At 67.8% G+C, this 21,218-nt stretch carries 16 protein-coding genes; 13 read left to right on the forward strand and 3 right to left on the reverse strand.

Annotation, left to right across the window (positions count from 1 at the left end; genetic code table 11):
- Nucleotides 1–24: 24 nt before the first annotated feature.
- A complete protein-coding gene (locus DTA15_RS09525) occupies nt 25–1,326 on the reverse strand; it encodes an MFS transporter (protein ID WP_006484820.1) in 1,302 nt (433 codons plus the stop codon).
- 163 nt (nt 1,327–1,489) lie between these two features.
- Between DTA15_RS09525 and DTA15_RS09530 the strand changes: the two genes are divergently transcribed.
- Nucleotides 1,490–2,440 carry a LysR family transcriptional regulator gene (locus tag DTA15_RS09530; protein WP_006484834.1) on the forward strand — a complete coding sequence of 317 codons (951 nt, stop codon included), beginning with the start codon at nt 1,490–1,492 and terminating at the stop codon, nt 2,438–2,440.
- A 10-nt stretch (nt 2,441–2,450) separates the two neighbouring features.
- Here DTA15_RS09530 and DTA15_RS09535 read toward each other — a convergent pair whose 3' ends face one another.
- Entirely contained in the window at nt 2,451–3,545 is a 1,095-nt protein-coding gene (locus DTA15_RS09535) for an AraC family transcriptional regulator (RefSeq protein ID WP_006484842.1), read from the reverse strand.
- Between the two features lie 293 nt (nt 3,546–3,838).
- On the opposite strand from DTA15_RS09535, the gene DTA15_RS09540 reads away from it, so the two are divergent.
- The 3 genes from DTA15_RS09540 to DTA15_RS09550 are packed head-to-tail and all read left to right on the forward strand — an operon-like array spanning nt 3,839 to nt 8,103.
- Nucleotides 3,839–5,185, forward strand: a complete 1,347-nt coding sequence (locus DTA15_RS09540) for an APC family permease (protein ID WP_043033095.1) — start codon at nt 3,839–3,841, stop codon at nt 5,183–5,185.
- Between the two features lie 50 nt (nt 5,186–5,235).
- Entirely contained in the window at nt 5,236–6,633 is a 1,398-nt protein-coding gene (locus tag DTA15_RS09545; RefSeq protein ID WP_006484830.1) for an aspartate aminotransferase family protein, read from the forward strand.
- A gap of 30 nt (nt 6,634–6,663) precedes the next feature.
- Nucleotides 6,664–8,103, forward strand: coding sequence for an aldehyde dehydrogenase family protein (locus tag DTA15_RS09550; RefSeq protein ID WP_006484845.1), 1,440 nt, complete (start codon nt 6,664–6,666; stop codon nt 8,101–8,103).
- A 78-nt stretch (nt 8,104–8,181) separates the two neighbouring features.
- On the opposite strand, the gene DTA15_RS09555 is transcribed toward DTA15_RS09550, so the two are convergent.
- The gene (locus tag DTA15_RS09555) at nt 8,182–9,039 is read right to left on the reverse strand and encodes a FadR/GntR family transcriptional regulator (protein WP_006485201.1); all 858 of its coding nucleotides are present in this window, start codon (nt 9,037–9,039) and stop codon (nt 8,182–8,184) included.
- Between the two features lie 229 nt (nt 9,040–9,268).
- Between DTA15_RS09555 and DTA15_RS09565 the strand changes: the two genes are divergently transcribed.
- The 9 genes from DTA15_RS09565 (at nt 9,269) to DTA15_RS09605 (ending at nt 21,197) form a co-directional block, all read left to right on the forward strand.
- A complete protein-coding gene (locus tag DTA15_RS09565; protein ID WP_006485185.1) occupies nt 9,269–10,477 on the forward strand; it encodes an ABC transporter substrate-binding protein in 1,209 nt (402 codons plus the stop codon).
- Nucleotides 10,478–10,547: 70 nt separating this feature from the next.
- Nucleotides 10,548–11,408 (forward strand): branched-chain amino acid ABC transporter permease, encoded by an 861-nt coding sequence (locus DTA15_RS09570; protein WP_012493680.1) that lies wholly within the window; start codon nt 10,548–10,550, stop codon nt 11,406–11,408.
- Complete coding sequence (locus DTA15_RS09575) at nt 11,405–12,448, forward strand: branched-chain amino acid ABC transporter permease (RefSeq protein ID WP_006485208.1); 1,044 nt, start codon at nt 11,405–11,407, stop codon at nt 12,446–12,448. The genes DTA15_RS09570 and DTA15_RS09575 overlap by 4 nt, the downstream gene beginning before the upstream one ends.
- Nucleotides 12,445–13,212 (forward strand): ABC transporter ATP-binding protein, encoded by a 768-nt coding sequence (locus DTA15_RS09580; RefSeq protein WP_006485184.1) that lies wholly within the window; start codon nt 12,445–12,447, stop codon nt 13,210–13,212. The genes DTA15_RS09575 and DTA15_RS09580 overlap by 4 nt, the downstream gene beginning before the upstream one ends.
- The gene (locus DTA15_RS09585; RefSeq protein ID WP_006485194.1) at nt 13,209–13,910 is read left to right on the forward strand and encodes an ABC transporter ATP-binding protein; all 702 of its coding nucleotides are present in this window, start codon (nt 13,209–13,211) and stop codon (nt 13,908–13,910) included. Before DTA15_RS09580 ends, DTA15_RS09585 begins: the two co-directional genes overlap by 4 nt.
- A 34-nt stretch (nt 13,911–13,944) precedes the next feature.
- Entirely contained in the window at nt 13,945–15,234 is a 1,290-nt protein-coding gene (locus DTA15_RS09590; RefSeq protein ID WP_006485190.1) for a Zn-dependent hydrolase, read from the forward strand.
- Nucleotides 15,231–16,733, forward strand: coding sequence for a M81 family metallopeptidase (locus DTA15_RS09595; RefSeq protein ID WP_006485205.1), 1,503 nt, complete (start codon nt 15,231–15,233; stop codon nt 16,731–16,733). The genes DTA15_RS09590 and DTA15_RS09595 overlap by 4 nt, the downstream gene beginning before the upstream one ends.
- A gap of 127 nt (nt 16,734–16,860) precedes the next feature.
- Nucleotides 16,861–18,048 carry a beta-propeller fold lactonase family protein gene (locus tag DTA15_RS09600; RefSeq protein ID WP_006485203.1) on the forward strand — a complete coding sequence of 396 codons (1,188 nt, stop codon included), beginning with the start codon at nt 16,861–16,863 and terminating at the stop codon, nt 18,046–18,048.
- Nucleotides 18,049–18,701: 653 nt separating this feature from the next.
- On the forward strand, nt 18,702–21,197 hold the full coding sequence (locus DTA15_RS09605) for a GH92 family glycosyl hydrolase (protein ID WP_006485191.1): 2,496 nt from the start codon (nt 18,702–18,704) through the stop codon (nt 21,195–21,197).
- The last annotated feature ends 21 nt before the right edge of the window (nt 21,198–21,218 follow it).

Below are 21,218 nucleotides of genomic sequence, written 5' to 3' on the forward strand. Positions count from 1 at the left end.
CGAACGCGTGTGAACGTGTGACCGTCAGTCGGCGACCACGTGTTCGAGCACGTCGGAGCGGATCGGCCCGAGCATGAAGATGTAGATCAGGCATCCGATGATCGCCATGATCGACGCCGAGATCAGGCCGGGCGTGAACGAGCCGGTCGCGTCCTTCAGCAGGCCGATCACGGCCGGGCTCGCGATGCCCGCGAGATTGGAGATGCAGTTCTGGAACCCGGCGACCGTGCCGGCCACCGAGCGTTCGCCGCGTGCGGACACGTCGGCCGGCAGCGCGAGAATGCTCGACGTGGCGACCGACACGCCGAAGAACGCGATCGACAGGAGCAGCAGCGCGAGCCATGCCTGCGACGCGAGCCCCGCCAGACCGATCGTCGCGCTCAGCGCCATCCCGACGACGATGCAGAACTTGCGCGCAAAGTTCAGGCCGTAGTGGCTTGCCGCGATGCGGTCGGAGATCCAGCCGCCGACCCACGAGCCGACCAGCCCCGCGAGGCCCGGCAGGATGCCGTAGAAACCGAGCTGCAGCAGGCTGAAACCGCGTTCCTTCACCAGGTAGGTCGGGTACCACGTGATGAAGAAGTAGACGACGTAGCCCTGGCAGGCGAAGCCGAGCGACATTGCCCACACCACACGCGACGTGAACAGCCGGCCCCACTTGATGCGGACCGGTGCGTGCTTTTCGGTGGGTGCGTCCTGGTCGACGTGCTTGGCTTCGGCCGCGTTGACGAAGCGGTTCTGCGACGGAAACTCGCTCGCGACCAGCAGCCAGACGACGACCCACACGAGGCCGATCGCGCCGGTGAAGATGAACGACGCGCGCCAGCCGTACGCGGTGATGATCGCGGTGCAGATCGGCAGCGCGATCAGTGTGCCGCCGCGCGCGCCGCAATCGTAGATGCCGGACGCGAGGCCGCGTTCGGTCGGCGGGAACCAGCGCTCGACGAATTTCGTCGCGGACGGGAACGCGCCGGCTTCGCCGACGCCGAGCAGGAAACGCAGGCCGAGCAGCGACGCGCCGCCGCGCGCGAGGCTCGTCGCCATCGTGAATGCCGACCACCACACGACCGCGCCCGCGAACACGAGTTTCGCGCCGAACCGGTCGACGAGCATGCCGGCCGGGATCTGGCAGGCCGCATAAGTCCAGAAGAACGCCCCGAGGATCAGGCCCGATTCGGCGGACGACAGGTGCAGCTCCGTATTCATGTACGGCAGCGCGACCGCCAGGTTGGCGCGGTCCATGTAGTTGGTGACGATCGCGAGAAACGCGAGGAACACCATGAACCAGCGGAATTTGGTGGGCTTGTGCGCCCGTGAGCTCGACATTGTCTGCATCGTAGTGTCCCCTGACCTGCCCGTTGCGGCCGCTTTTGTGTTCAAAGCCGTGATTTCATCGAATTCCGGCCTGTTCCGCCAATACATTGTCGGACCGCGACCTATAACCGTGGGTTATGCTCTCGCGATCGTGCGGCGTCGAAAGGAGGGGAACATGGCAAGGCGAACGCTGAACTATCACCAGGTCGAACTGCTGTACGAGGTGGTCCGGTGCCGGACACTGACGGCGGCGGCGCGCAATCTGCACATCTCTCAGCCGGCGGTCACGAAGCAGTTGAAGGTGCTGGAAGAAAGCCTCGGCGTCGAGCTGTTCAAGCGCGAGAAAGGCCGGTTGCTGCCGACGGCCGAAGCGATCCTGCTGTTCGAGCAGACCGAGCGGACCAACGCGAGCCTGCATGCGCTCAACGAACTCGCGGACGGCTTGCGCGCGGGCACGCTCGGCCGCCTCGGCATCTGCGCGTATCCGGCGGTCACCGAACGGCTGCTGCCGGAAGCGATCACCGTGTTCCAGGCGAAGTACCCGAAGGTGTTCGTCGAAGTCGCGATCGAGAACGCGGAGCGGATGCTCGATCTCGTCGAGAGCCAGCAAGTGGATCTCGGCATCTGCGCGCCGTTTCGCGCGATGCGCAACGTCACCGAACAGCATCTGCTCGATTCGACGATCGTCTGCGCGATGCGCGCCGACGATCCGCTGGCCGTGCGGCAGACGGTGACGCTCGCCGATCTCGAAGCCGGCGGGCTGACGAGCGTCGATGCGCTGGAAGGCATCCCCGAACTGGAGGCGCTGCTGTCGGCGTCCGAGAACCGGCACACGATTCACGCGCGCGTGTCGAGTTCGGCGCTTGCGTGCCGGATGGTGCAACTGGCCGGGCGGCGCGCGATCGTCGACAGCCTGACCGCCGCGTCGATCGATGCGGCCGGCCTCGCGTTCGTGCCGATCGACACGATTCCGCCGCGCCGTATCGCGATGCTGCGCCCGTCGCTGCGGCCGGGTAGTGCGTTCACCGAAGCGTTCTGCCGGATCCTCGAAAGCCAGGCGAAGCGACTTCAGGTCGACATGACGCGCCGGTGCGCGAGCCGGCGGCGCGTCAGGGCGAAGCGGTAACGCATCCCCGTCACGCGTCGGTGTCCGACGCCGAGCGCGGCGTTTTGCCGGTCCAGCGCCGGTACGCGTGACGAAAGCTGCGCGGTTCGCTGTAACCGAGTCGCTCGGCGATCGCGGCGACGCTCAACGCATGATCGTCGAGCAACCGCACGGCTTCGTCGCGACGCACGTCGTCGAGCAACGACTGGAACGTGATGCCGTCCTTGTCGAGCCGCCGGCGCAACGTGCGTTCGGTCAGGTGCAGCGCGCCGGCGAGCGCCGTCATCGACTTGAACCGCACGAGGTCGCGCGCCATCAATTCCTTCGCGCGATCGGCGAAGCGCGTGCCGACCGACGCGGCCCACTGCCGTTCGAGCACCTCGCACTGGCCGTGCAGCGCATTGAAGCTGACTTCGTTCGCGAGGCGCGGCGCTTCCGTGCCGTTCACCGACGTGAACACGAGCCGGTTGTCGGCCGCATTGAAGACGACCGGGCAGCCGAAGTGGCGCGCGTAGTCGGCCGCGTTGCGCGGCGTGCGGCGCGCGAGCTGAACCTGCTCGGGCCACACCGGCTTGCCGACGAGGTCGGACACGATCAGGCGCAGGCTCGACAGGCACATGTCGGCCTGGAACACCTCGAGATCGGGCTCGCCGTTGTAGCGGCCGATGGTCACGCTCATGCCGCCGGCATGCGCGTCGATACGCACGTCGAAATACAGCCCCATGAACAGCGGAAACTGGCCCATGCAGCGGAACGCCTGCATCACCGAGCCGCTGATCAGCATCGCGTAGCCGGCGAGACCCAGCGTCGACACATGCAGCCGCGCGCCGATCGACAGCCCGATCGACGGCACGCCGCTGCAGCGCAGCAGGTTGCGAAAGCAACGTTGCTCCTGGCCGCGATTCACGTGCAGGTTCGGCGATGCGACTTCGTCCGCGCCGAGCCCGGTGCCTTCGAGCAGTGCGGCGCCGTCGATGCGCCGCACGCGGCACTCGTCCAGCGCGACAGCGATCGCGTGAACCGTGGCGGGAATATCCTCCTGGCGTCCGGCCGGACGCGCGAGGCCGAGCGCCGAACGCAGGCTGCGTTCGGCCCGGCTCTGGTTTCGTTGGGAACGGCTGTCCATGGTGCCGATGCGGTGACGGGGTCGCACAGAACATAGCCGGAATGTCCGCAAAACGCCAGTGCCGCACAGCAGCATGCAGGGCGGCAGGGCACCATGCCCGACGATGTGTCCGGAAATATCCCTCGATTACGTCCGCTTTTCTCATTCGTCGTCGATTTTTTGGCGCACCACACTTTCTTCCAGTCGTGCCCCGCCGGCAGCGCCGGACGCACGCGTGTTGAAGTCATGGACGCCACCCACGTGAGGACAGCATGGACAACGACAGGCCAGGTCGAACCGCATCAGCCGCCGCGATGCACGAGTTCGAGGCGTACGCGCCGCGCGGCGACACCGACGCACGCAAGCCGCACCTGCTCGGACTCTCGACGCTGGTGATCTTCGGCCTCGCGTACATGCTGCCGATGACGGTGTTCACGACCTACGGCCTCGTCACGAGCGAGACGAACGGGCATCTGACGGCCGCGTACGCGGTCACGCTGATCGCGATGCTGTTTACCGCGCGCAGCTACGGCCACATGGCGCGGCTGATGCCGAGCGCCGGCTCGGCCTACACGTTCGCGAGCCGCAACTTCGGCACGTCGGCCGGTTTCATGGTCGGCTGGGCGTTGCTGATGGATTACCTGTTCATTCCGATGATCAGCTATCTCGCGATCGGCATCTACATGAAACAGATTTTTCCGACGGTGCCGGCCAGCGTGTGGATCATCGGCAGCATCGCGCTGATCACCGGGCTGAACATCGTCGGCATCCGGCTCGTCAATCGCGTGAACCTGATCCTGATCGCGAGCCAGCTCGTGTTCATCGCGGTCTTCGTGATCGCGTCGGCGCACGTCGCGGCGGGCGAAGGGCTGTCGATTGCCATCGCGTTGCCGTCGTCCGGCGATGCACGCGCGATCTTCGCCGGCGCCGCGATTTTGTGCCTGTCGTTCCTCGGCTTCGATGCGGTCACCACGCTGTCGGAGGAAACGCGCGAGCCGCGGCGCACGGTGCCGCGCGCGATCCTGCTCTGCACGCTCGCGAGCGGCCTGCTGTTCATGCTGATCGCGTATGTCGGTCAAGTGGTGTTTCCTGACTGGCACGCGTTCAAGGATCTCGATTCGGCGAGCCTCGAACTGATGCGGCGGGTCGGCGGCCGCACGCTGTCGGCGTTCTTCGTCGCGGTGTACGTGGCCGGCTGCTTCGCGAGCGCGATGGCGGGCCAGGCGAGCGTGACGCGCGTGCTGTTCGCGATGGGCCGCGACCGCGTGCTGCCCGGATGCGTGTTCGGCCATCTGCATGCGCGGTTGCATACGCCGGTGCGGGCGACGCTCGCGGTCGGCGTCGTGTCGCTGTCCGCGCTCTTCATCACGCTCGATCTCGCGTCGACGATGATCAGTTTCGGCGCGCTCGTCGCGTTCGCGATCGTGAACCTGTGCGTGATGCGCAGCTATCTGGGCCGGCCCGAGCATCGCCACGCAGCGGGCTGGATTGCATACGGCCTGATGCCGGCGATCGGCTTCGCGATGAACGTGTGGCTCTGGTCGGGGCTGTCGCGCCAGACGTTCTACGTCGGCATCGGCTGGCTCGTGGTCGGGCTCTGCCAGCTCGTCTGGCTGACGCGCGGTTTCACGCGGCCGGCGCCGACGCTGTCGATGAATTGAATGACCGGCTGCGCGATGCCGGTTTTGAAACCCTGAAGGAGGAGTGATCCATGCACGCTGTTGACGTCAATCTCGATGCGGACCTGCAGGCGCTCGGCAAGCGCCATCTGCTGATGCACTTCACGCATGCCGATGCATACCGCGAGAACGCGCTGACCGTGTTCGACCGCGGCGAAGGCTGCTGGCTCGTCGACCGCAGCGGCAAGCGCTATTTCGACGGGCTGGCCGGGCTGTACTGCGTGCAGGTCGGCTACAGCCACGGCGCGGAGATCGGCGATGCGATTCGCGAGCAGATGGTGCGGCTGCCATTCGCGACCAACTGGGGCTACGGGCACGAACCGGCGATCCGGCTCGCGCACCGGCTCGCGGCGCTCGCGCCCGAGGGCCTGAACCGCGTGTTCTTCACGTCGAGCGGCTCGGAGTCGAACGAATCGGCGATCAAGCTGGTGCGCCAGTATCACCAGTCGCGCGGCGAGCCGCAGCGGCGCAAGTTCATCGCGCGGCGCGTCGCGTATCACGGCACGTCGTTCGGCGCGCTCGCGCTGAACGGGATGACGAACTTCCGCAAGCATTTCGAGCCGCTGATGTCGGGCGTGCGGCACGTGGGCAACACGAAACGCTACGGCCGCCCGGCGGGCGAGACGGAGGCGCAGTTCACGCGCCATCTGCTCGACGAAATCGAATCGCTGATCGTGCAGGAGGGGCCGGACACGGTCGCCGCGATCGTCGTCGAGCCGCTGCAGAACGCGGGCGGCAGCCTGACGCCGCCGGCCGGCTACGCGGCCGGGCTGCGCGACATCTGCGACCGGCACGGCGTGCTGCTCGTGGCCGACGAGGTGATCTGCGGGTTCGGCCGGCTCGGCGAGTATTTCGGGTCGGCGCGCTACGGGCTGAAGCCGGACATCATCACGTTCGCGAAGGGCATCGCGTCGGGCTACGTGCCGCTCGGCGGCGTGATCGCGAGCGACGCGGTCGTCGACACGGTGCTCGACGGGCCGCAGCAGATGTTCCTGCACGGCGCGACCTACGGCGGCCATCCGGTCGCGTGCACGGCCGCGCTCGCGAACCTCGCGATCATGGAGCGCGAAGGAGTGCTCGCGAACGTTCGCGACAACGAAGCGGTGTTTCGCCGGACGCTCGACGGGCTGCTCGAACTGCCGTGCGTCGGCGACGTGCGCGGCGACGGCTATCACTACTCGCTCGAGCTCGTGACCGACAAGGTCGCGCGCCGCTGGGCGGCCGGCATCAGCGCGCAGGCGTTCGTGTCGACGCTGCTCGCGCCGGCGATCTTCGACGCGGGGCTGCTGTGCCGCGCGGGCGTGGATCACGAAGGCACGCCGATCGTGCAGTTTTCGCCGCCGCTGGTGATGTCGCGCGACGAGATCGCATGGTTCGTCGCGCAGATCCGCGACATCCTCGTCGAGACCTACGCGCGGGCGACGCGCTGAGCGCGGCATCCGTCATTCCGGGAGCATTCGATGCGAACCTCACAGCAGTCCTATATCGACGGCCAGTGGCGCGATCCGGCCGAGGCGCGATCGATCGACGTGATCGATCCGGCCACCGCGCGGCCGTATGCACGGCTCGCGATCGGCGGTGCGACCGAGGTCGACCGTGCGGTCGACGCGGCGAAGCACGCGTTCGACACGTATTCGCGCTGGTCGGTGGACGAGCGCGTCGCGTTGCTGAAGCGCGTCCTCGAGATCTACCAGCGCCGCTACGAAGAAGTCGCGCAGACGATCAGCCAGGAGATGGGCGCGCCGATCGCGTTCGCGCGGGCGATGCAGGCCGCGGTCGGCACCGCGCATCTCGAACAGACGATCCGCGCGCTGCAGTCGTTCCGCTTCAGCACGCAGACCGGCTCGCTGCTGGTGTCGCACGAGCCGATCGGCGTGTGCGCGCTGATCACGCCGTGGAACTGGCCGATCAACCAGATCGTGTGCAAGGTCGCGCCGGCGCTCGCGGCCGGCTGCACGATGGTGCTCAAGCCGAGCGAGATCGCGCCGTTCAGCGCGATCCTGTTCGCGGAGATCCTGCACGAAGCCGGTGTGCCGGCCGGCGTGTTCAACCTCGTGCACGGCTACGGACAGGAAGTGGGCGACGCGTTGTCGCGGCATCCGGACGTCGACATGGTGTCGTTCACGGGCTCGACGCGCGCGGGCGTCGAGGTCGCGAAGGCGGCGGCCGATACCGTGAAGCGCGTGCACCAGGAGCTCGGCAGCAAGAGCCCGAACCTGATCCTGCCCGATGCCGACATCGAGGATGCCGTCACGCGCGGCGCGCGCAGCTGCTTCAGCAACAGCGGCCAGTCGTGCAACGCGCCGACGCGCATGCTGGTGCACGTCGATCATCTGGCGCGGGCCGAGCAGGCGGCGCGCCGGGAAGCGGAACGCACCGTCGTCGGCGATCCGCGTTCGACGGAAACCGGCATCGGGCCGGTGGTCAGCCGCACGCAGTTCGAGCGCATCCAGCACTTCATCCGGCTCGGGATCGAAGAGGGCGCGACGCTCGTCGCCGGCGGCCCCGGCCGGCCGGAGGGGCTCGCGGACGGGTTCTACGTGCGGCCGACGGTGTTTTCGAACGTCACGCCGGGCATGACGATCGCCACGGAGGAAATCTTCGGACCGGTGCTGTCGATCATGACCTACCGGACCGAGGACGAGGCCGTCGCGCTCGCGAACGATTCGGTCTACGGGCTCGCGGCGTACGTGCAGTCGAAGGATCTCGAGCGCGCGCGCCGGATCGCCGCGCGGTTGCGCGTCGGCAACGTCCACATCAACTACCCGACATGGAACCCGGCCGCGCCGTTCGGCGGCTACAAGCGCTCGGGGAACGGGCGCGAGTACGCGGAGTTCGGCCTCGTCGAGTATCTGGAAACGAAGGGCACGACCGGGTACACGGAAGGCGACGCGCGATGATGGCCTGAGCGCGCGGAAGAAGTCCGCGGGGCCGCCGCGCAGCGGCCGGCCCCGACGCCACGCCGCCGGTGCCGCCGCTCAGCGCTCTTCCGCGTCCGCCTCGGCCGCATCGGGTCCCGCAACCGGCGCGGCGGCGGCCCGCCGGCGAATCTCGGAATCGAGGATCAACCGCCCGCGCAGCTTCCCTTTCATCCGCTTCACATGCTTGGGCGCCTCGGTCATGTGCTCGACCATCAGCGCCCGGACGCGCTCGGCGTCCCGCTCGCGCGCGGCCTGCAGGATCGCCTTGTGAATCGACACGTTCGCTTCGCCGAAGCGCTTGTGCTCGACGAGCGGCGTATCGTTCCGGAACTCGATCAACTGCCGGATCATCTCGTTGATCAGTTCGCAACTGAAGCGCAGGAACGGATTCGGATTCGCGGCCGCGAGGATATCGTGGAACGTCGTGTCCTCCTGCCGCTGACGCAGCATGTGGCCGCGATCGTGCACGCCCGACGCGCCGTCGCAGCACGCGATGTTCGCTTCCAGCGCCGCGAAGTCGCGCTCCGTCAGGTGCGGCACGGCGCCGGCGGCCAGCTCGGGTTCGAGCAGCTTGCGCACCGTATAGATGTCGTCGATCGTCACGTCCTTGAAGAACAGGTAGTTCTGCAACAGCTGAAGCGCGCGGTCGAGCGGCACCTCGACGACCATCCCGCCGCCCGACGGCCCCGTCGTGACCTTGATGAGCCCCTGCACCTCGAGCGATTTCAGCGCTTCCCGGATCGTGCTCTTGCTCACCGCATAGAGCTGCTGCAGCTCGGCTTCGCGCGGCAGGCGGTCGCCGGGCTTCAGGTCCTTCTCGGTGATCAGCCGCTTGATCTCCTCGGCGACGAGGTCGGCCCGCTTCGGCTGCTTGATTTCGACCGCGAGGCCCGCCCTGGCTCGGTCCATGACCATCTTCACGACTCCTTTGTCTGACCGCGCGCCGCGTCATCGTCGACGATCGGTCCCGGCGCGGGTACGGAATTTTGCCTGATTGACACCAATTTTGATCAACTCTAGCATCAGGTTCATTCTATTTATCATGATAAATAGAATGAACCGGCGGCGCGCATCCAGGAGTGGCGTGGGCACGGTTTGGCAGTCGGTCGTATCGCGTGTGTCCCCCATCATGAGGAGCGTCAACTTGAATCGCCGAGAACTGTTGAAACTGGCCGCGCTGTCGGCCGTGCCGGGCGCGCTCGGCAGCATGTCGTCCCGTGTCGCGTTCGCGCAGGGCTCGCCCATCCAGCTCGCCTGCCCGGTGCCGATGTCCGGCCCGTTCGCCGCCAACGGCAAGTACGCCGATCTCGGCATGCAACTGGTCGTCAAGCAATACGGCAAGGTGCTCGGCGCGCCGCTCGCCTATACGGCGCTCGATACCGAGGGCAAGCCCGCGACCGCCGTGCGGCGCGTGCAGGAGATCGCGCAGCAGAAGGGCGTGCGATTCTTCGCGGGCGGCATCCTGTCGTCCGAATCGCTGGCGATGGGCAAGGAAGTCCAGAAGGCGGGCGGCGTGTTCATCACGACGGCCGGCGCGGACGAGATCACCGGCAAGGACTGCAACGCGGCGACCTTCCGCTGGTCGGTGCCGACCTTCGGCGCGATCGAGCAGACGGTGCGCCCGTTGATCCAGATGCTGCCGAAGGCGAAGCGCTGGTACACGATCACGCCGCAATACGTGTTCGGCGACGGGCTGCTGTCGGCCGCGAAGGCGATCTTCAAGGAAAAGGGCATCGAGCACGTCGGCAACAGCTACCACTCGCTCGCCGAGAAGGAGTTCAGCGGTTACCTGACGAACGCGGCCGCCGCGCAGCCCGACGTGCTGCTGATCCTGAACTTCGGCTCGCAATCGTCGGACACGCTGCGTCAGGCCGTCAGCTTCGGGATGAAGCGCAACTGCACGATCCTGCTCGCGTGGGCGTCGGGCCTCGAACAGTTCGAGGCGCTCGGGCCGGACATCTGCGACGGCGTGTATTTCGGCGCGCAGTACTGGCACGGCATCGATTCGCCGCTGAACCGCGATCTGGTGAAGCGCGCGAACGCCGCGTTCAAGGCGAACCCGAACTACAGCCTCGCGGGTTCGTACATCTGCTCGAAGATCCTGATCGACGCGATGGTGAAGGCCGGCAGCGCCGATCCGAAGAAGGTCGTCGCCGCGATGGAAGGGATGAAGTACGACGGCCTCACGGGGCCGGAGGAAATCCGCAAGGGCGACCACCAGGTGCTGAAGAACTACTACCTGCTGAAAGGCAAGCCGAAGGCCCGGATGAAGAACGCGGACGACTATGCGGACATCGTCAGCTCGGGCCAGTCGTTCCTGCCGCTCGACAAGACGGGCTGCAAGCTCGCTTGACGCCGTGCATGCGTTCGCGGCGCATCGCGCGCCGCGGGCGTCCGTTACCTTCCTTTCCGACACGGAAGCCATGAACGTCTATCTGCTGCAGATCGTCAACGGCATCGGCGTGGGCATGCTGTATTTCCTGCTCGCCGTCGGCCTGTCGATCGTGTTCGGCCTGCTGCGCTTCGTGAATTTCGCTCACGGCGCGTTCTATTTGCTCGGTGCGTATCTCTGCTACCAGGCGCTGCAATGGTCGGCGAATTTCTGGGTCGCGCTCGCGATCGTGCCGCTCGTGGTCGGCGCGTTCGCGTGGGGCGTCGAAAAACTCGTGCTGCGCCACGTGTACGCGCAGCAGCACGAATTCCACATCCTCGCGACGGTGGGGCTCGCGCTCGTGCTGCAGGAGTGCGCGATCCTCGCGTGGGGGCCGCTCGGCGACAACGTGCCGCCGCCCGACGCACTGAACGGCGTCGTGATCTGGGGCGGCTTCGTCTATCCGAAGTACCGGCTGTTCGTGATCGGGTTCACGGCCGTGCTCGCCGCGCTGCTGTGGTGGGTGCTCGACGGCACGCGGCTCGGCAGTACGGTGCGCGCGGGCAGCGAGTCGACGGAGATGGTGTCGCTGCTCGGCATCAACGTGACGCGCGTGTTCAGCCTCGTGTTCGCGCTCGGCGCGGCGACGGCCGCGCTGGCCGGCGTGCTCGCCGCGCCGATCCGCGGCGTCGATCCGTTCATGGGGATCGAGGCGCTCGGCATTGCATTCGTCGTGGTGGTCGTCGGCGGAATGGGGAATTTTCTCGGCGCGCTCGTCGGCGGCCTGCTGGTCGGCATCGTGCAGAGCCTGATGAGCACGCTGTGGCCGGAAGGCGCGCGGCTGATGATCTATGTCGCGATGGCCGCCGTGCTGCTGCTGCGTCCGAACGGTTTGCTGGGGAGGGCCGCATGATCGAATCGTCGAAACCGCTGCCGCCGGGCGCGGCGGCGTCGCAACGCCCGCGGCCGTGGCGCGGAGCGCTGCAGCGGCCGGAAGGCTGGCTCGCGGTGGTGGCCGCGTGCGTGTTGCCGCTCGTGTTGAGTTCGGGCTCGCTCGCGACCGAAGTGCTGGTGTTCGCGCTCGCCGCGCTCGGCTGCAACCTGCTGCTCGGCTACACGGGGCTGCTGTCGTTCGGGCAGGGCATCTTCTTCGGGCTCGGCAGTTACACGGCGGGGCTGGTGCTGACGCGCGGCGTCGCGTCCGTGACGGCCGCGCTGGTCGCGGCCGCGGTGTTCGGCGCGATCGCGGCCGCACTCGTCGGCTGGTTCTCGATCCGGCAGCGCGGTACGTACTTCGTGATGCTGACGCTCGCGTTCGGGCAACTGTTCTACTTCCTCGCGTATACGACGCCGGATGTGACGGGCGGCGACAACGGGTTGCTCGACATCCCGCGTCCGGCGCTGTCCGCGTTCGGCCATCCGCTCGTGTCGCTCGATTCGCCGTGGCGCTACTACGGCTTCGTCGCGGTGCTGTTCGTCGCGGTGTTCTGGCTGCTGCTGCGCGTATCGCGCTCGGTATTCGGCCGGACGCTGCTCGCGATTCGCGACAACGAGGCGCGCGCGGCGGCGGCCGGCTACGACGTGAAGCGCTTCAAGCTCGCGGCGTTCGTGATCTCGGGCGCGGTCACGGGCCTTGCGGGCGCGCTGCACGCGCTGATGACGGGCATCGCGCCGCTGTCGAACATCGACTATCACACGAGCGAGATGATCCTCGTGATGACGGTGATCGGCGGCACGGGCAACCTGTTCGCGTCGGTGCTCGGCGCGGCGTTCTACGTGCTGTTCGCGGACTGGCTGTCGACGCTGTGGCCGCGCTGGCTGCTGCTGCTCGGCCTCGTGCTGATCGCGGTCAGCCTGTTCATGCAGCGCGGGTTGTGGGGGCTGGGCGAACGAGTCGTGGCGTCGCTGCGGCGTGGCGATCGCACGGTGGTCACGGTCAAGGAGCGGCAATGAGCGAAGCGATTCTCGAAGCGCGCGGCATCGTCAAGCGCTACGGCAAGTTCACCGCGCTGGGCGGCGTCGATCTGCGCATCATGCCGCGCACCGTGCATTCGGTGATCGGCCCGAACGGCGCGGGCAAGACGACGCTGTTCCATACGCTGACCGGCACGCTGCCGATCACGTCGGGCTCGATCCTGTTCGACGGGCACGACGTGTCGCACGAACCCGATCACAAGCGCGTGCGGCGCGGCATCGCCCGCTCGTTCCAGGTGACGAGCCTGTTTCCGAACCTGAGCGTGCGCGAAAACCTGCGCGTCGCCGCGCAGGGCGTCGAATCGCGGCGGGCGCTCAATCCGTGGACGCCGCCGCGCGGGGCGCTCGCGCACGACGGCATCATCGACGACGTACTCGAGCGGCTCGGCCTGCAGCGCTTCGCCGACACGGCGTCCGGCGTGCTGTCGCATGGGCAGCAGCGCCGGCTCGAGGTCGGCATGGCGCTGGCGGCGCGGCCGCGCGCGATCTTTCTCGACGAGCCGACGTCGGGCATGGGCATCGACGATCTCGACGACATGAAGGCGCTGATCCGCGGCCTGCGCGACGACTACACGGTCGTGCTGATCGAACACAACATGGGCATCGTGATGGACATCTCGGACACGATCACGGTGATGCAGCAGGGACGCGTGCTGGTCGAAGGCCGACCCGATGCGATTCGCGGCGACGCGCGCGTGCGCAGTGCGTATCTCGGCAACATGATCACGGGAGGCCGCGCATGATGCTCGACGTGAAGGAGGTGCACGCGTGCTACGGCAAGAGCCACGTGCTGCAGGGCATTTCGCTGAACGTGAACGAAGGCGAGACGGTGACGCTGCTCGGCCGCAACGGCGCGGGCAAGTCGACGACGCTCAAGACGATCGCCGGCGTCGTCGCGCCGACCGGCGGCACGGTGACGTTCGCGGGCCGGCCGGTGTCCGGGCAGCCGGCGCACCGGATCGCCGCGCGCGGCCTGTGCTTCGTGCCCGAGCATCGCGGGATTTTCCGGCTGCTGTCGGTCGAGGAAAACCTGCGGCTCGGCGCGCGTCGCGATTCGCCGTGGCAGCTCGACGACATCTACCGGATCTTTCCGCGGCTGAAGGAGCGTCGCCGCAACGGCGGCGCGCAGTTGTCCGGCGGCGAGCAGCAGATGCTCGCGATCGGCCGCGCGCTGATGAATCATCCGCGGCTGCTGATGCTCGACGAACCGGTCGAGGGGCTTGCGCCGGTGATCGTCGAGGAGATCGTCGCGCAGTTGAAGCAGATCAAGGCGGCCGGTGTCGCGATCCTGCTCGTCGAACAGAACCTCGAAGTGTGCACGCAGCTCGCGGATCGCCACTTCGTGATCGAACAGGGCGTGATCGTCTACGAAGGCAGCAACGCGGCGTTCGCGGCCGACCATGACGTGAAGGACCGCTACCTGGGCGTCGGTGTCGCATGAGCGCCGGGCCCTTTCAATGCGAGGAATGGCAACGATGCAAGTACAGGATGTGACTCCGGGCGTCGCGGCGTCCGGCTTGCGCGTCGATGGCGCGCGGCTGTGGGACAGCCTGATGCGGCTCGCGCGGATCGGCGCGACCGACAAGGGCGGCGTGTGCCGCCTCGCGCTCACGGACCTCGATCGCCAGGCGCGCGACCTGTTCGTCGCGTGGGCGAAGGACATCGGTTGCACGGTGCGCGTCGATGCGATCGGCAATATCTTCGCGCGGCGCGCGGGCGAGCGGGACGACCTGCCGCCCGTGGCGACGGGCAGCCATATCGACACGCAGCCGACCGGCGGCAAGTTCGACGGCAACTACGGCGTGCTGGCCGGCCTCGAGGTGCTGCGTACGCTCGACGCCGCCGGGGTGCGCACGCGCGCGCCGCTCGAGGTGGCCGTCTGGACCAACGAAGAAGGGTCGCGCTTCGTCCCGGTGATGATGGGCTCCGGCGTATTCGCGGGCGCGTTCACGCTCGACCATGCGCTCGCGCAATGCGATCGCGATGGCGTGTCGGTGCGCGATGCGCTGGCCGCGATCGGGTACGCGGGCAGTGCGGACGACGGGCGCGGCGCGCATCCCGTCGGCGCGTATTTCGAAGCGCATATCGAGCAGGGGCCGGTGCTGGAGGCGCACGACACGACGATCGGCGTGGTCGAGGGCGCGCTCGGACAACGCTGGTACGACGTGACCGTGCACGGGATGGAGGCGCATGCCGGCCCCACGCCGATGGAACTGCGCCGCGATGCGCTGCTGGTCGCGGCCGATCTCGTGCGCGCCGTGAACGGCATCGCGCGCGCGCATCCGCCGCACGGACGCGGCACGGTCGGCTGGATCGACGTGCACCCGAATTCGCGCAACGTGATTCCCGGCCGCGTGACGCTGACCGTCGACCTGCGCGCGGCCGACGACGCGACGCTGACGGCGATGGACGCGCAACTGCGCGCGGCATGCGCCGACCTGGGCGCGGCGGCCGGGATGCGGATCGACATCGAGCCGGTCGTGTATTTTCCGCCGCAGCCGTTCGATCCGGCGCTGGTCGAGCAGGTCCGCGCCGGCGCGCGCGCGCTCGGGCTGTCGTCGATGAACGTGATCAGCGGCGCGGGCCACGATGCGGTGTATCTCGCGCGCGTGGCGCCGACCGCGATGATCTTCGTGCCGTGCAAGGACGGCATCAGCCACAACGAGATCGAAGATGCCGATCCGGCGCATCTGGAAGCCGGCTGCAACGTGCTGCTGCACGCGATGCTGGGCGCCGCCGGGATCGCGGGGGGCCAAGCGCGATGAAGATCCTGATCGCCCGGATGAACCACGAGACCAACACGTTCTCGCCGGTGCCGACGCCGCTCGCCGCGTTCGGCCGCAACGGCCCCGACCGGGGCGACGACGCGTATCGCGCGAATCGCGGGATGCGCACCGCGATGGCCGCGTTCATCGATGCGGCCGAGCGCGAAGGCGCCGATATCGTGACGCCGGTGTCGGCCGCCGCGAACCCGAGCGGGCCGGTCGCGGCCGACGCGTATGCGGCGATCTGCGATGCGATCGTCGCCGCCGCGCCAGGCTGCGACGCGGTGATGCTCGACCTGCACGGCGCGATGGTCGCCGAGCAGAGCGCGGACGGCGAGGGCGACCTGCTCGCGCGGGTGCGTGCGGCGCTGCCGGCTGCGCCGATCGCGGTCGCGCTCGACCTGCATGCGAACGTCACGCAGAAGATGATCGACAACGCGGACGTGATCGTCAGTTTCAAGACGTATCCGCACGTCGACATGTACGAGACCGGCGAGCATGCGGCGCGGCTGCTGCTGGACCGACTGCACGGCCGCGCGCGGCCCGTGCTCGCGTGGCGGCAGCCGCCGCTGATGACGTCGACGCTGCGCAGCGCGAGCGCCGAAGGCGCGATGCGGCGCGCGGTGGAAGCCGCATGCGCGGCCGAGGCGGACGGCATGCTCGCGGTCTCGGTGCTGCCCGGTTTCTCGCTCGCGGATATTCCCGCGCCGTGCATCAGCGTGGTCGTAGTAGCCGACGGCGATCGCGCCGCGGCCGACGCCGTCGCCGAACGCATCGCGCGGCAGATCTGGGATGCGCGCGACGAATTCGTCTATCGCAGCGCGCCGCTCGCCGAATCGGTCGCCCAGGCCGCGGCGCTCGCCGACGGTGCGGACCGCCCGGTGCTGATGCTCGATCACGGCGACAACTGCATGTCGGGCGGCCCGTGCGACACGATGGACCTGCTCGAAGCCGCGCTCGCGCACGGGCTCGACGGAATCGTCAGCGGGCCGTTGTGCGACCCCGAAGCCGTCGCGGCGCTGATCGACGCGGGCGTCGGCGCTACCGTCACGGTGCCGGTCGGCAACCGTCTGCCGTCGCACGGCGGCGTGCGGCGCGAACCGTTCCGCGCGACGGGCATCGTGCGCGCGATCACCGACGGCGAGTACGTGATCACGGGGCCGACGTACACCGGGCAGCGTGCGTACATGGGCCGCGCGGCGGTGCTTGACATCGGCACGGCCACGCTCGTCGTCACCGAGCGCACGCAGGAGCCGTGGGATCTCGGCGTGTTCGAGAGCGTGGGTGTCGATCCGCGGCGCGCGCGCTTCCTGCTGCTGAAGTCGCGGATGTATTGCCGGCCGGTGTTCGTGCCGATTTCGTCCGCGCTGGTCGAATGCGACAGCCGCGGCGTGACGGGCTCGGACTTCGGGCTGTTTCGCTACGCGCGGCTCGCGCGGCCGGTGTATCCGCTCGACGACGTCGTCGAGTGGTCATCGGGGATGCGACGCACGGATTGACGGAACCGGACCGGGCGCGAGACGCCGGGTCGGCCCGCTTTCGGGCATCATCCGATAGCGCCGGCCCGTCGAGCAGCAGGGCCGGGCAATCCATTGCGTCCGCAACCGATCCGGAGAACCGACCGCCATGCATTCGAATCCTTTCCGCCTGCGCAGCGCGCGCCTGCTCGCCGCGCTGACCCTCGCTACGACGGCCGTTGCCGTGCACGCCGCCGACTGGATCGTGTCCGGCAACGACGGCAAGTACCAGCGCGTCGAGGGCCGCGACACCTATCTGCCTGCCCCGCCCGCCGACACGCTGACGCTGCTCGACGCCAGCACCTTCCCGCCGAAGGTCGCCCTGCAGGTCGACGTCGAGAACGGTATCCAGGGGCCGCCGCAGGCCGTCGCGATCACGCCCGATGCGAAGCTCGCGCTCGTCGGTGCGCCGACGCGCTACGACACGGCCGCGAAGCAGCTCGTATTCGACACGTTTCTACAAGTCGTGAATCTCGACAGCGCGCCGCCGGCGATCACGCGCATCGAGCTCGGCACGCATCCGCAAGGGATCGCGATCGACCGCTCGGGCCGGCTCGCGCTCGTCGCCAACGTCGACGGCAGCGTGTCGATCGTGCGTATCGACGGCACCCACGTGACGCTCGACAGCAACCTGAAAATCGGCAAGAAGCGGCTGGCCGGGATCAGCTTCACGCACGACGGCAAGCATGCGCTCGTGTCGCTGCGCGACGAGCAGGGCATCGCGGTACTGAACGTCGACGACGGCAAGGTGACCGACAGCGGCACGCGCCTGAGCACCGGCGTCGCGCCGTATACGATCGACGTGTCGAGCGACAACCGCTGGGCCGTCGTCAGCAACGTCGGGCTCGCCGGGCTGCCCGGTTACTCCGGCACGCTCGCGGGCGACGCCGATTCGGTCGTGCTGATCGACGTGTCGCGCGTGCCGTTCCGCACGGTCCAGTACCTGACGGTGCCGTCGCTGCCGGAAGGCGTCGCGATTTCGCCGAACGGCAAGTGGATCGCCGTGCAGGCGATGGACGGTTCGAACCTGACGGCCGACAACCCGGGCCGCCACAAACTCGGCAAGGTGCTGCTGTTCGAGATCCGCGACGGGCGGGCCGTGAAGGTGAGCGAGGCGCCCGGCGGCGAAGCCGCGCAGGGCATCGTGTTTACCGCCGACAGCCGGCACGTGATCGTGCAGTTCAACGTCGAACGGCAGCTTGCGCTGTATGCGGTCGACGGCGGCAAGCTGCGCGATACGGGCAAGCGGATCGCGCTGACCGGCGGCCCGTCTTCGCTGAGGACATTGCCGCGCTGACGCGCCGCCGCGCGCTTCGTCAATTCTTTCGCATCCCTGAGTGAACGGGGCGCCCGGATTCGCCGGGCGCCCGTCGCCGCACATCCCGCTCCGGCTGGTTGCAACGCAACAAACGCCGGCAATTTGTGCTCAAAGCCACTTAACTCCCAATTGTTTAGTTAAACAAACTGAAAATTCGGGAAACTTCTTGTGGTGAATAAACAGTCGTTACGGCACTGTAAGTCCCCGGGAAGGGAGAGCCGGATGCGGTGGCGATTCGGTGGGTAGCACGCCCGCGCCCGCCGCGGTAGCGGCGGGCACCGGAAATTCGCAAGCGGAAGTCTGCGCGGCGCCGATTGGGGGACCAGCCGGCGTCGCGCCGCGCAAGGTGGCAAGCCTGGCGGCGCGTCGGAACATCGTCGACGCCGGATGATTCGTTTAATTAACGGTACTAAACGAAAATGAAAAATCCACGACTCTTGATCGTCGCTGCACTGACGTGTGCGGCGCTCGCCGCGTGTGGCGGCGATGACGTGAACGGTACGTCGACCGCCGGCAACGGCGGCACGGACGGGCCATCGACATCGGGGCCATCGCAACCGGGACAAGTGGGACAACCGGGGCAGCCAGCGCAACCGGGCCAGCCGTCCACGCCGACGCCCACGCGTACCAACATGCAATTGACGCAGTTCGTCAATCCGCTGATCGGCACGCAGGTCAACGGCGACTCCGGCTACGCGGGCAACGTGAACCCGGGCGCCACGGTGCCGTTCGGGATGGTCGGTTTCGGGCCGAACACGCCGCGCTACAACTTCAACGGGTCGGGCGGCTACCTGTCGTCGGGCAGATCGACCGGTACGATCGATTTCTTCAGCATCACGCACCTGAGCGGCGTCGGCTGCCCGGGGCAGGGCGCAGTCGCGATGCTGCCCACCGACGGGGCGAACGCCATCGCGCCGGGCGGCAGACCGGCCGGCGTCGGATACAGCTATGCGGATGAAGTGGCTCAACCGGGCTACTACAAGGTGCGCCTCGCGAACGGCATCACGACGGAACTGAGCGCGACCGCGCGTTCCGGCCTCGCGCGCTTCACGTACACGGACAAGAACAAGGGCTTTTTCTCGATCGATGCGAAGCTGAACGGCAACAGCGATTCGGGCAGCACGAGCATCACCGCGAACAACGTGGCGCTCGCGCTCGCCAGCGACGGCCGGTCGATGAGCGGGCAGGCGGTCGCGCCGGCGTTCTGCACGCCGTACGGCACGATCTGGAATGCTCCCGTGTATTTCTATGCGACCTTCGACAAGCCGCTGCGCAAGCAAACGGGTACGTCGTCGGTGAATACCGCGAGCAACGGTGCAGCGACACTGCAGTTCGACCTGACCGATGCGGACAAGACCGTGACCGTGAAGGTCGGCATCTCGTCCGTCAGCGTGTCGAATGCGCAGGCCAACCTCGCGGCCGAGGGCGAAAAACTGGCGTTCGACGATGCGCGGACGAAGGCCTCCGCGGCGTGGAACGACCGGCTCAACACGATCCAGATCGATCAGGCGAAGGACCCGGCTGCGCTGAACGCCACGCAGAAGGCGAACCTCACGAAGTTCTACACGGCGCTGTATCACGTGTTCAGCGCGCCGACGCTCTACAGCGACACGAATGGCGAGTTCCGCAGCATGCGTCAGCCGAAGAACGCGAACGGCAGCTATCCGACCTCGGTGGACCGGACCGGCACCGTCCCGCAGCGTGCCACCGCGAACGTCAAGGACTATGCGTACAAACGTCCGGACGGCTCGCAAGGCGGCGGCGCCAATCACTACACGGGTTTCTCGCTGTGGGATACGTATCGCTCCCAGGCGCAGTTGCTTGCGATGCTCGCGCCGCAGGAAGCGAGCGACATGATGCAGTCGCTCGTCGTCGACGGGCTTCAGTGCGGCGCGTTTCCGCACTGGGTCGACGGCAGTGACGATTCGACGCCGATGGCGGGCGACAACGCGCTGAACGTGATTGCCGGTTCCTACAAATTCGGCGCGACCGATTTCGATCTGGTGTCGGCCGCGCGCCTGACGAAGCAGTCGGTGTTCGATCCGTCGAGCGCGTGCAACGACCGCGCGAGCGCGCCGGGGCTCGCCAATTTCCTGACGGCCCATTATCTGTCGCAGAGCGACGACGGCCACTCGTCGTCGGCGACCATCGAGCGCGTGCTGAGCGACCGCTCGGCGGCCGCGTTCCTGCAGGCGCTGCCTGCCAGCGTGCTGAACGCGCCGTCGGTCGGCGTGACGGCGGACAACATCGGCACGCTGTACACGCGCGCATCGTGGTGGCGCAACATCTTCGACTACCCGAACAAGGTGATCGCCGCGCGTAACGCGCCGCCGGCCGGTGCGGCGCCCGGCACGCTGGGCGCGCTCGTGCCGGGTTCGTTCCACGAATCGACGGAGCCGAACTACTTCTGGTCCTTCGCGCAGGACTGGTCCGCGCTGATCGATGCGATCGGCGGCAAGCAGGCGGCCGTCGCGCGGCTGAACAAGCTGTTCGCGATCACGACGCCGTATTCGACGGTGCCGACTTCGGGCAGCCTGAACGGCGGCGAATCGTCGAACGGCCTCTATATCGGCAACGAACCGTCGTTCCAGTCGCCATGGGGCTACAACTGGGCCGGGCAACCGAGCGGGGCGCAGTACATCCTGCCGATCATCATGGCGCAGACGTTCGGCACCGGCCGCGACGGCCTGCCGGGCAACGACGACATGGGCGCGACGTCGAGCTGGTACGTGTGGGCGACGCTCGGCATGTTCCCGGTCATTCCGTCGGAAGCGGGTCTTGCGTTGTCCACGCCGCAATTCAGCGGCATCACGGTCTGGCTCGGCAACGGCAAGACGCTGCGGCTCGAAAGCGATCAGCAGGTCGCGGCGGACGATACCGGCCGTGCCGCGTTCCCGTATATCCAGTCGCTGAAGGTCAATGGAGCCGACTATGCCGGGTCATGGCTGCCGCTGGGCAAGATCGCCAACGGTGGGACGATGCGCTACGCGCTGTCCGCGACGCCGACGCAATGGGCGGCCGCCGACAACCTGACGCCGCCGTCCGGGCCGAACGCGGACTATACGCAGATGACCGCCGGCGGCGCGTCGACTGCGATGCGCACGCAGCGCCAGGTCGGCGCGCGATAAAGGCAGGGATGCCCGCAGGGC

This window comes from Burkholderia cenocepacia (genome assembly GCF_900446215.1).
Taxonomy (GTDB): domain Bacteria; phylum Pseudomonadota; class Gammaproteobacteria; order Burkholderiales; family Burkholderiaceae; genus Burkholderia; species Burkholderia cenocepacia.

Coding starts and splice junctions, on each gene's coding strand:
- DTA15_RS09525 (WP_006484820.1), bottom strand. CDS start 1,326: ATGTCGAGCTCACGGGCGCACAAGCCCACCAAATTCCGCTGGTTCATG.
- DTA15_RS09530 (WP_006484834.1), top strand. CDS start 1,490: ATGGCAAGGCGAACGCTGAACTATCACCAGGTCGAACTGCTGTACGAG.
- DTA15_RS09535 (WP_006484842.1), bottom strand. CDS start 3,545: ATGGACAGCCGTTCCCAACGAAACCAGAGCCGGGCCGAACGCAGCCTG.
- DTA15_RS09540 (WP_043033095.1), top strand. CDS start 3,839: ATGCACGAGTTCGAGGCGTACGCGCCGCGCGGCGACACCGACGCACGC.
- DTA15_RS09545 (WP_006484830.1), top strand. CDS start 5,236: ATGCACGCTGTTGACGTCAATCTCGATGCGGACCTGCAGGCGCTCGGC.
- DTA15_RS09550 (WP_006484845.1), top strand. CDS start 6,664: ATGCGAACCTCACAGCAGTCCTATATCGACGGCCAGTGGCGCGATCCG.
- DTA15_RS09555 (WP_006485201.1), bottom strand. CDS start 9,039: ATGGTCATGGACCGAGCCAGGGCGGGCCTCGCGGTCGAAATCAAGCAG.
- DTA15_RS09570 (WP_012493680.1), top strand. CDS start 10,548: ATGAACGTCTATCTGCTGCAGATCGTCAACGGCATCGGCGTGGGCATG.
- DTA15_RS09575 (WP_006485208.1), top strand. CDS start 11,405: ATGATCGAATCGTCGAAACCGCTGCCGCCGGGCGCGGCGGCGTCGCAA.
- DTA15_RS09580 (WP_006485184.1), top strand. CDS start 12,445: ATGAGCGAAGCGATTCTCGAAGCGCGCGGCATCGTCAAGCGCTACGGC.
- DTA15_RS09585 (WP_006485194.1), top strand. CDS start 13,209: ATGATGCTCGACGTGAAGGAGGTGCACGCGTGCTACGGCAAGAGCCAC.
- DTA15_RS09590 (WP_006485190.1), top strand. CDS start 13,945: ATGCAAGTACAGGATGTGACTCCGGGCGTCGCGGCGTCCGGCTTGCGC.
- DTA15_RS09595 (WP_006485205.1), top strand. CDS start 15,231: ATGAAGATCCTGATCGCCCGGATGAACCACGAGACCAACACGTTCTCG.
- DTA15_RS09600 (WP_006485203.1), top strand. CDS start 16,861: ATGCATTCGAATCCTTTCCGCCTGCGCAGCGCGCGCCTGCTCGCCGCG.
- DTA15_RS09605 (WP_006485191.1), top strand. CDS start 18,702: ATGCAATTGACGCAGTTCGTCAATCCGCTGATCGGCACGCAGGTCAAC.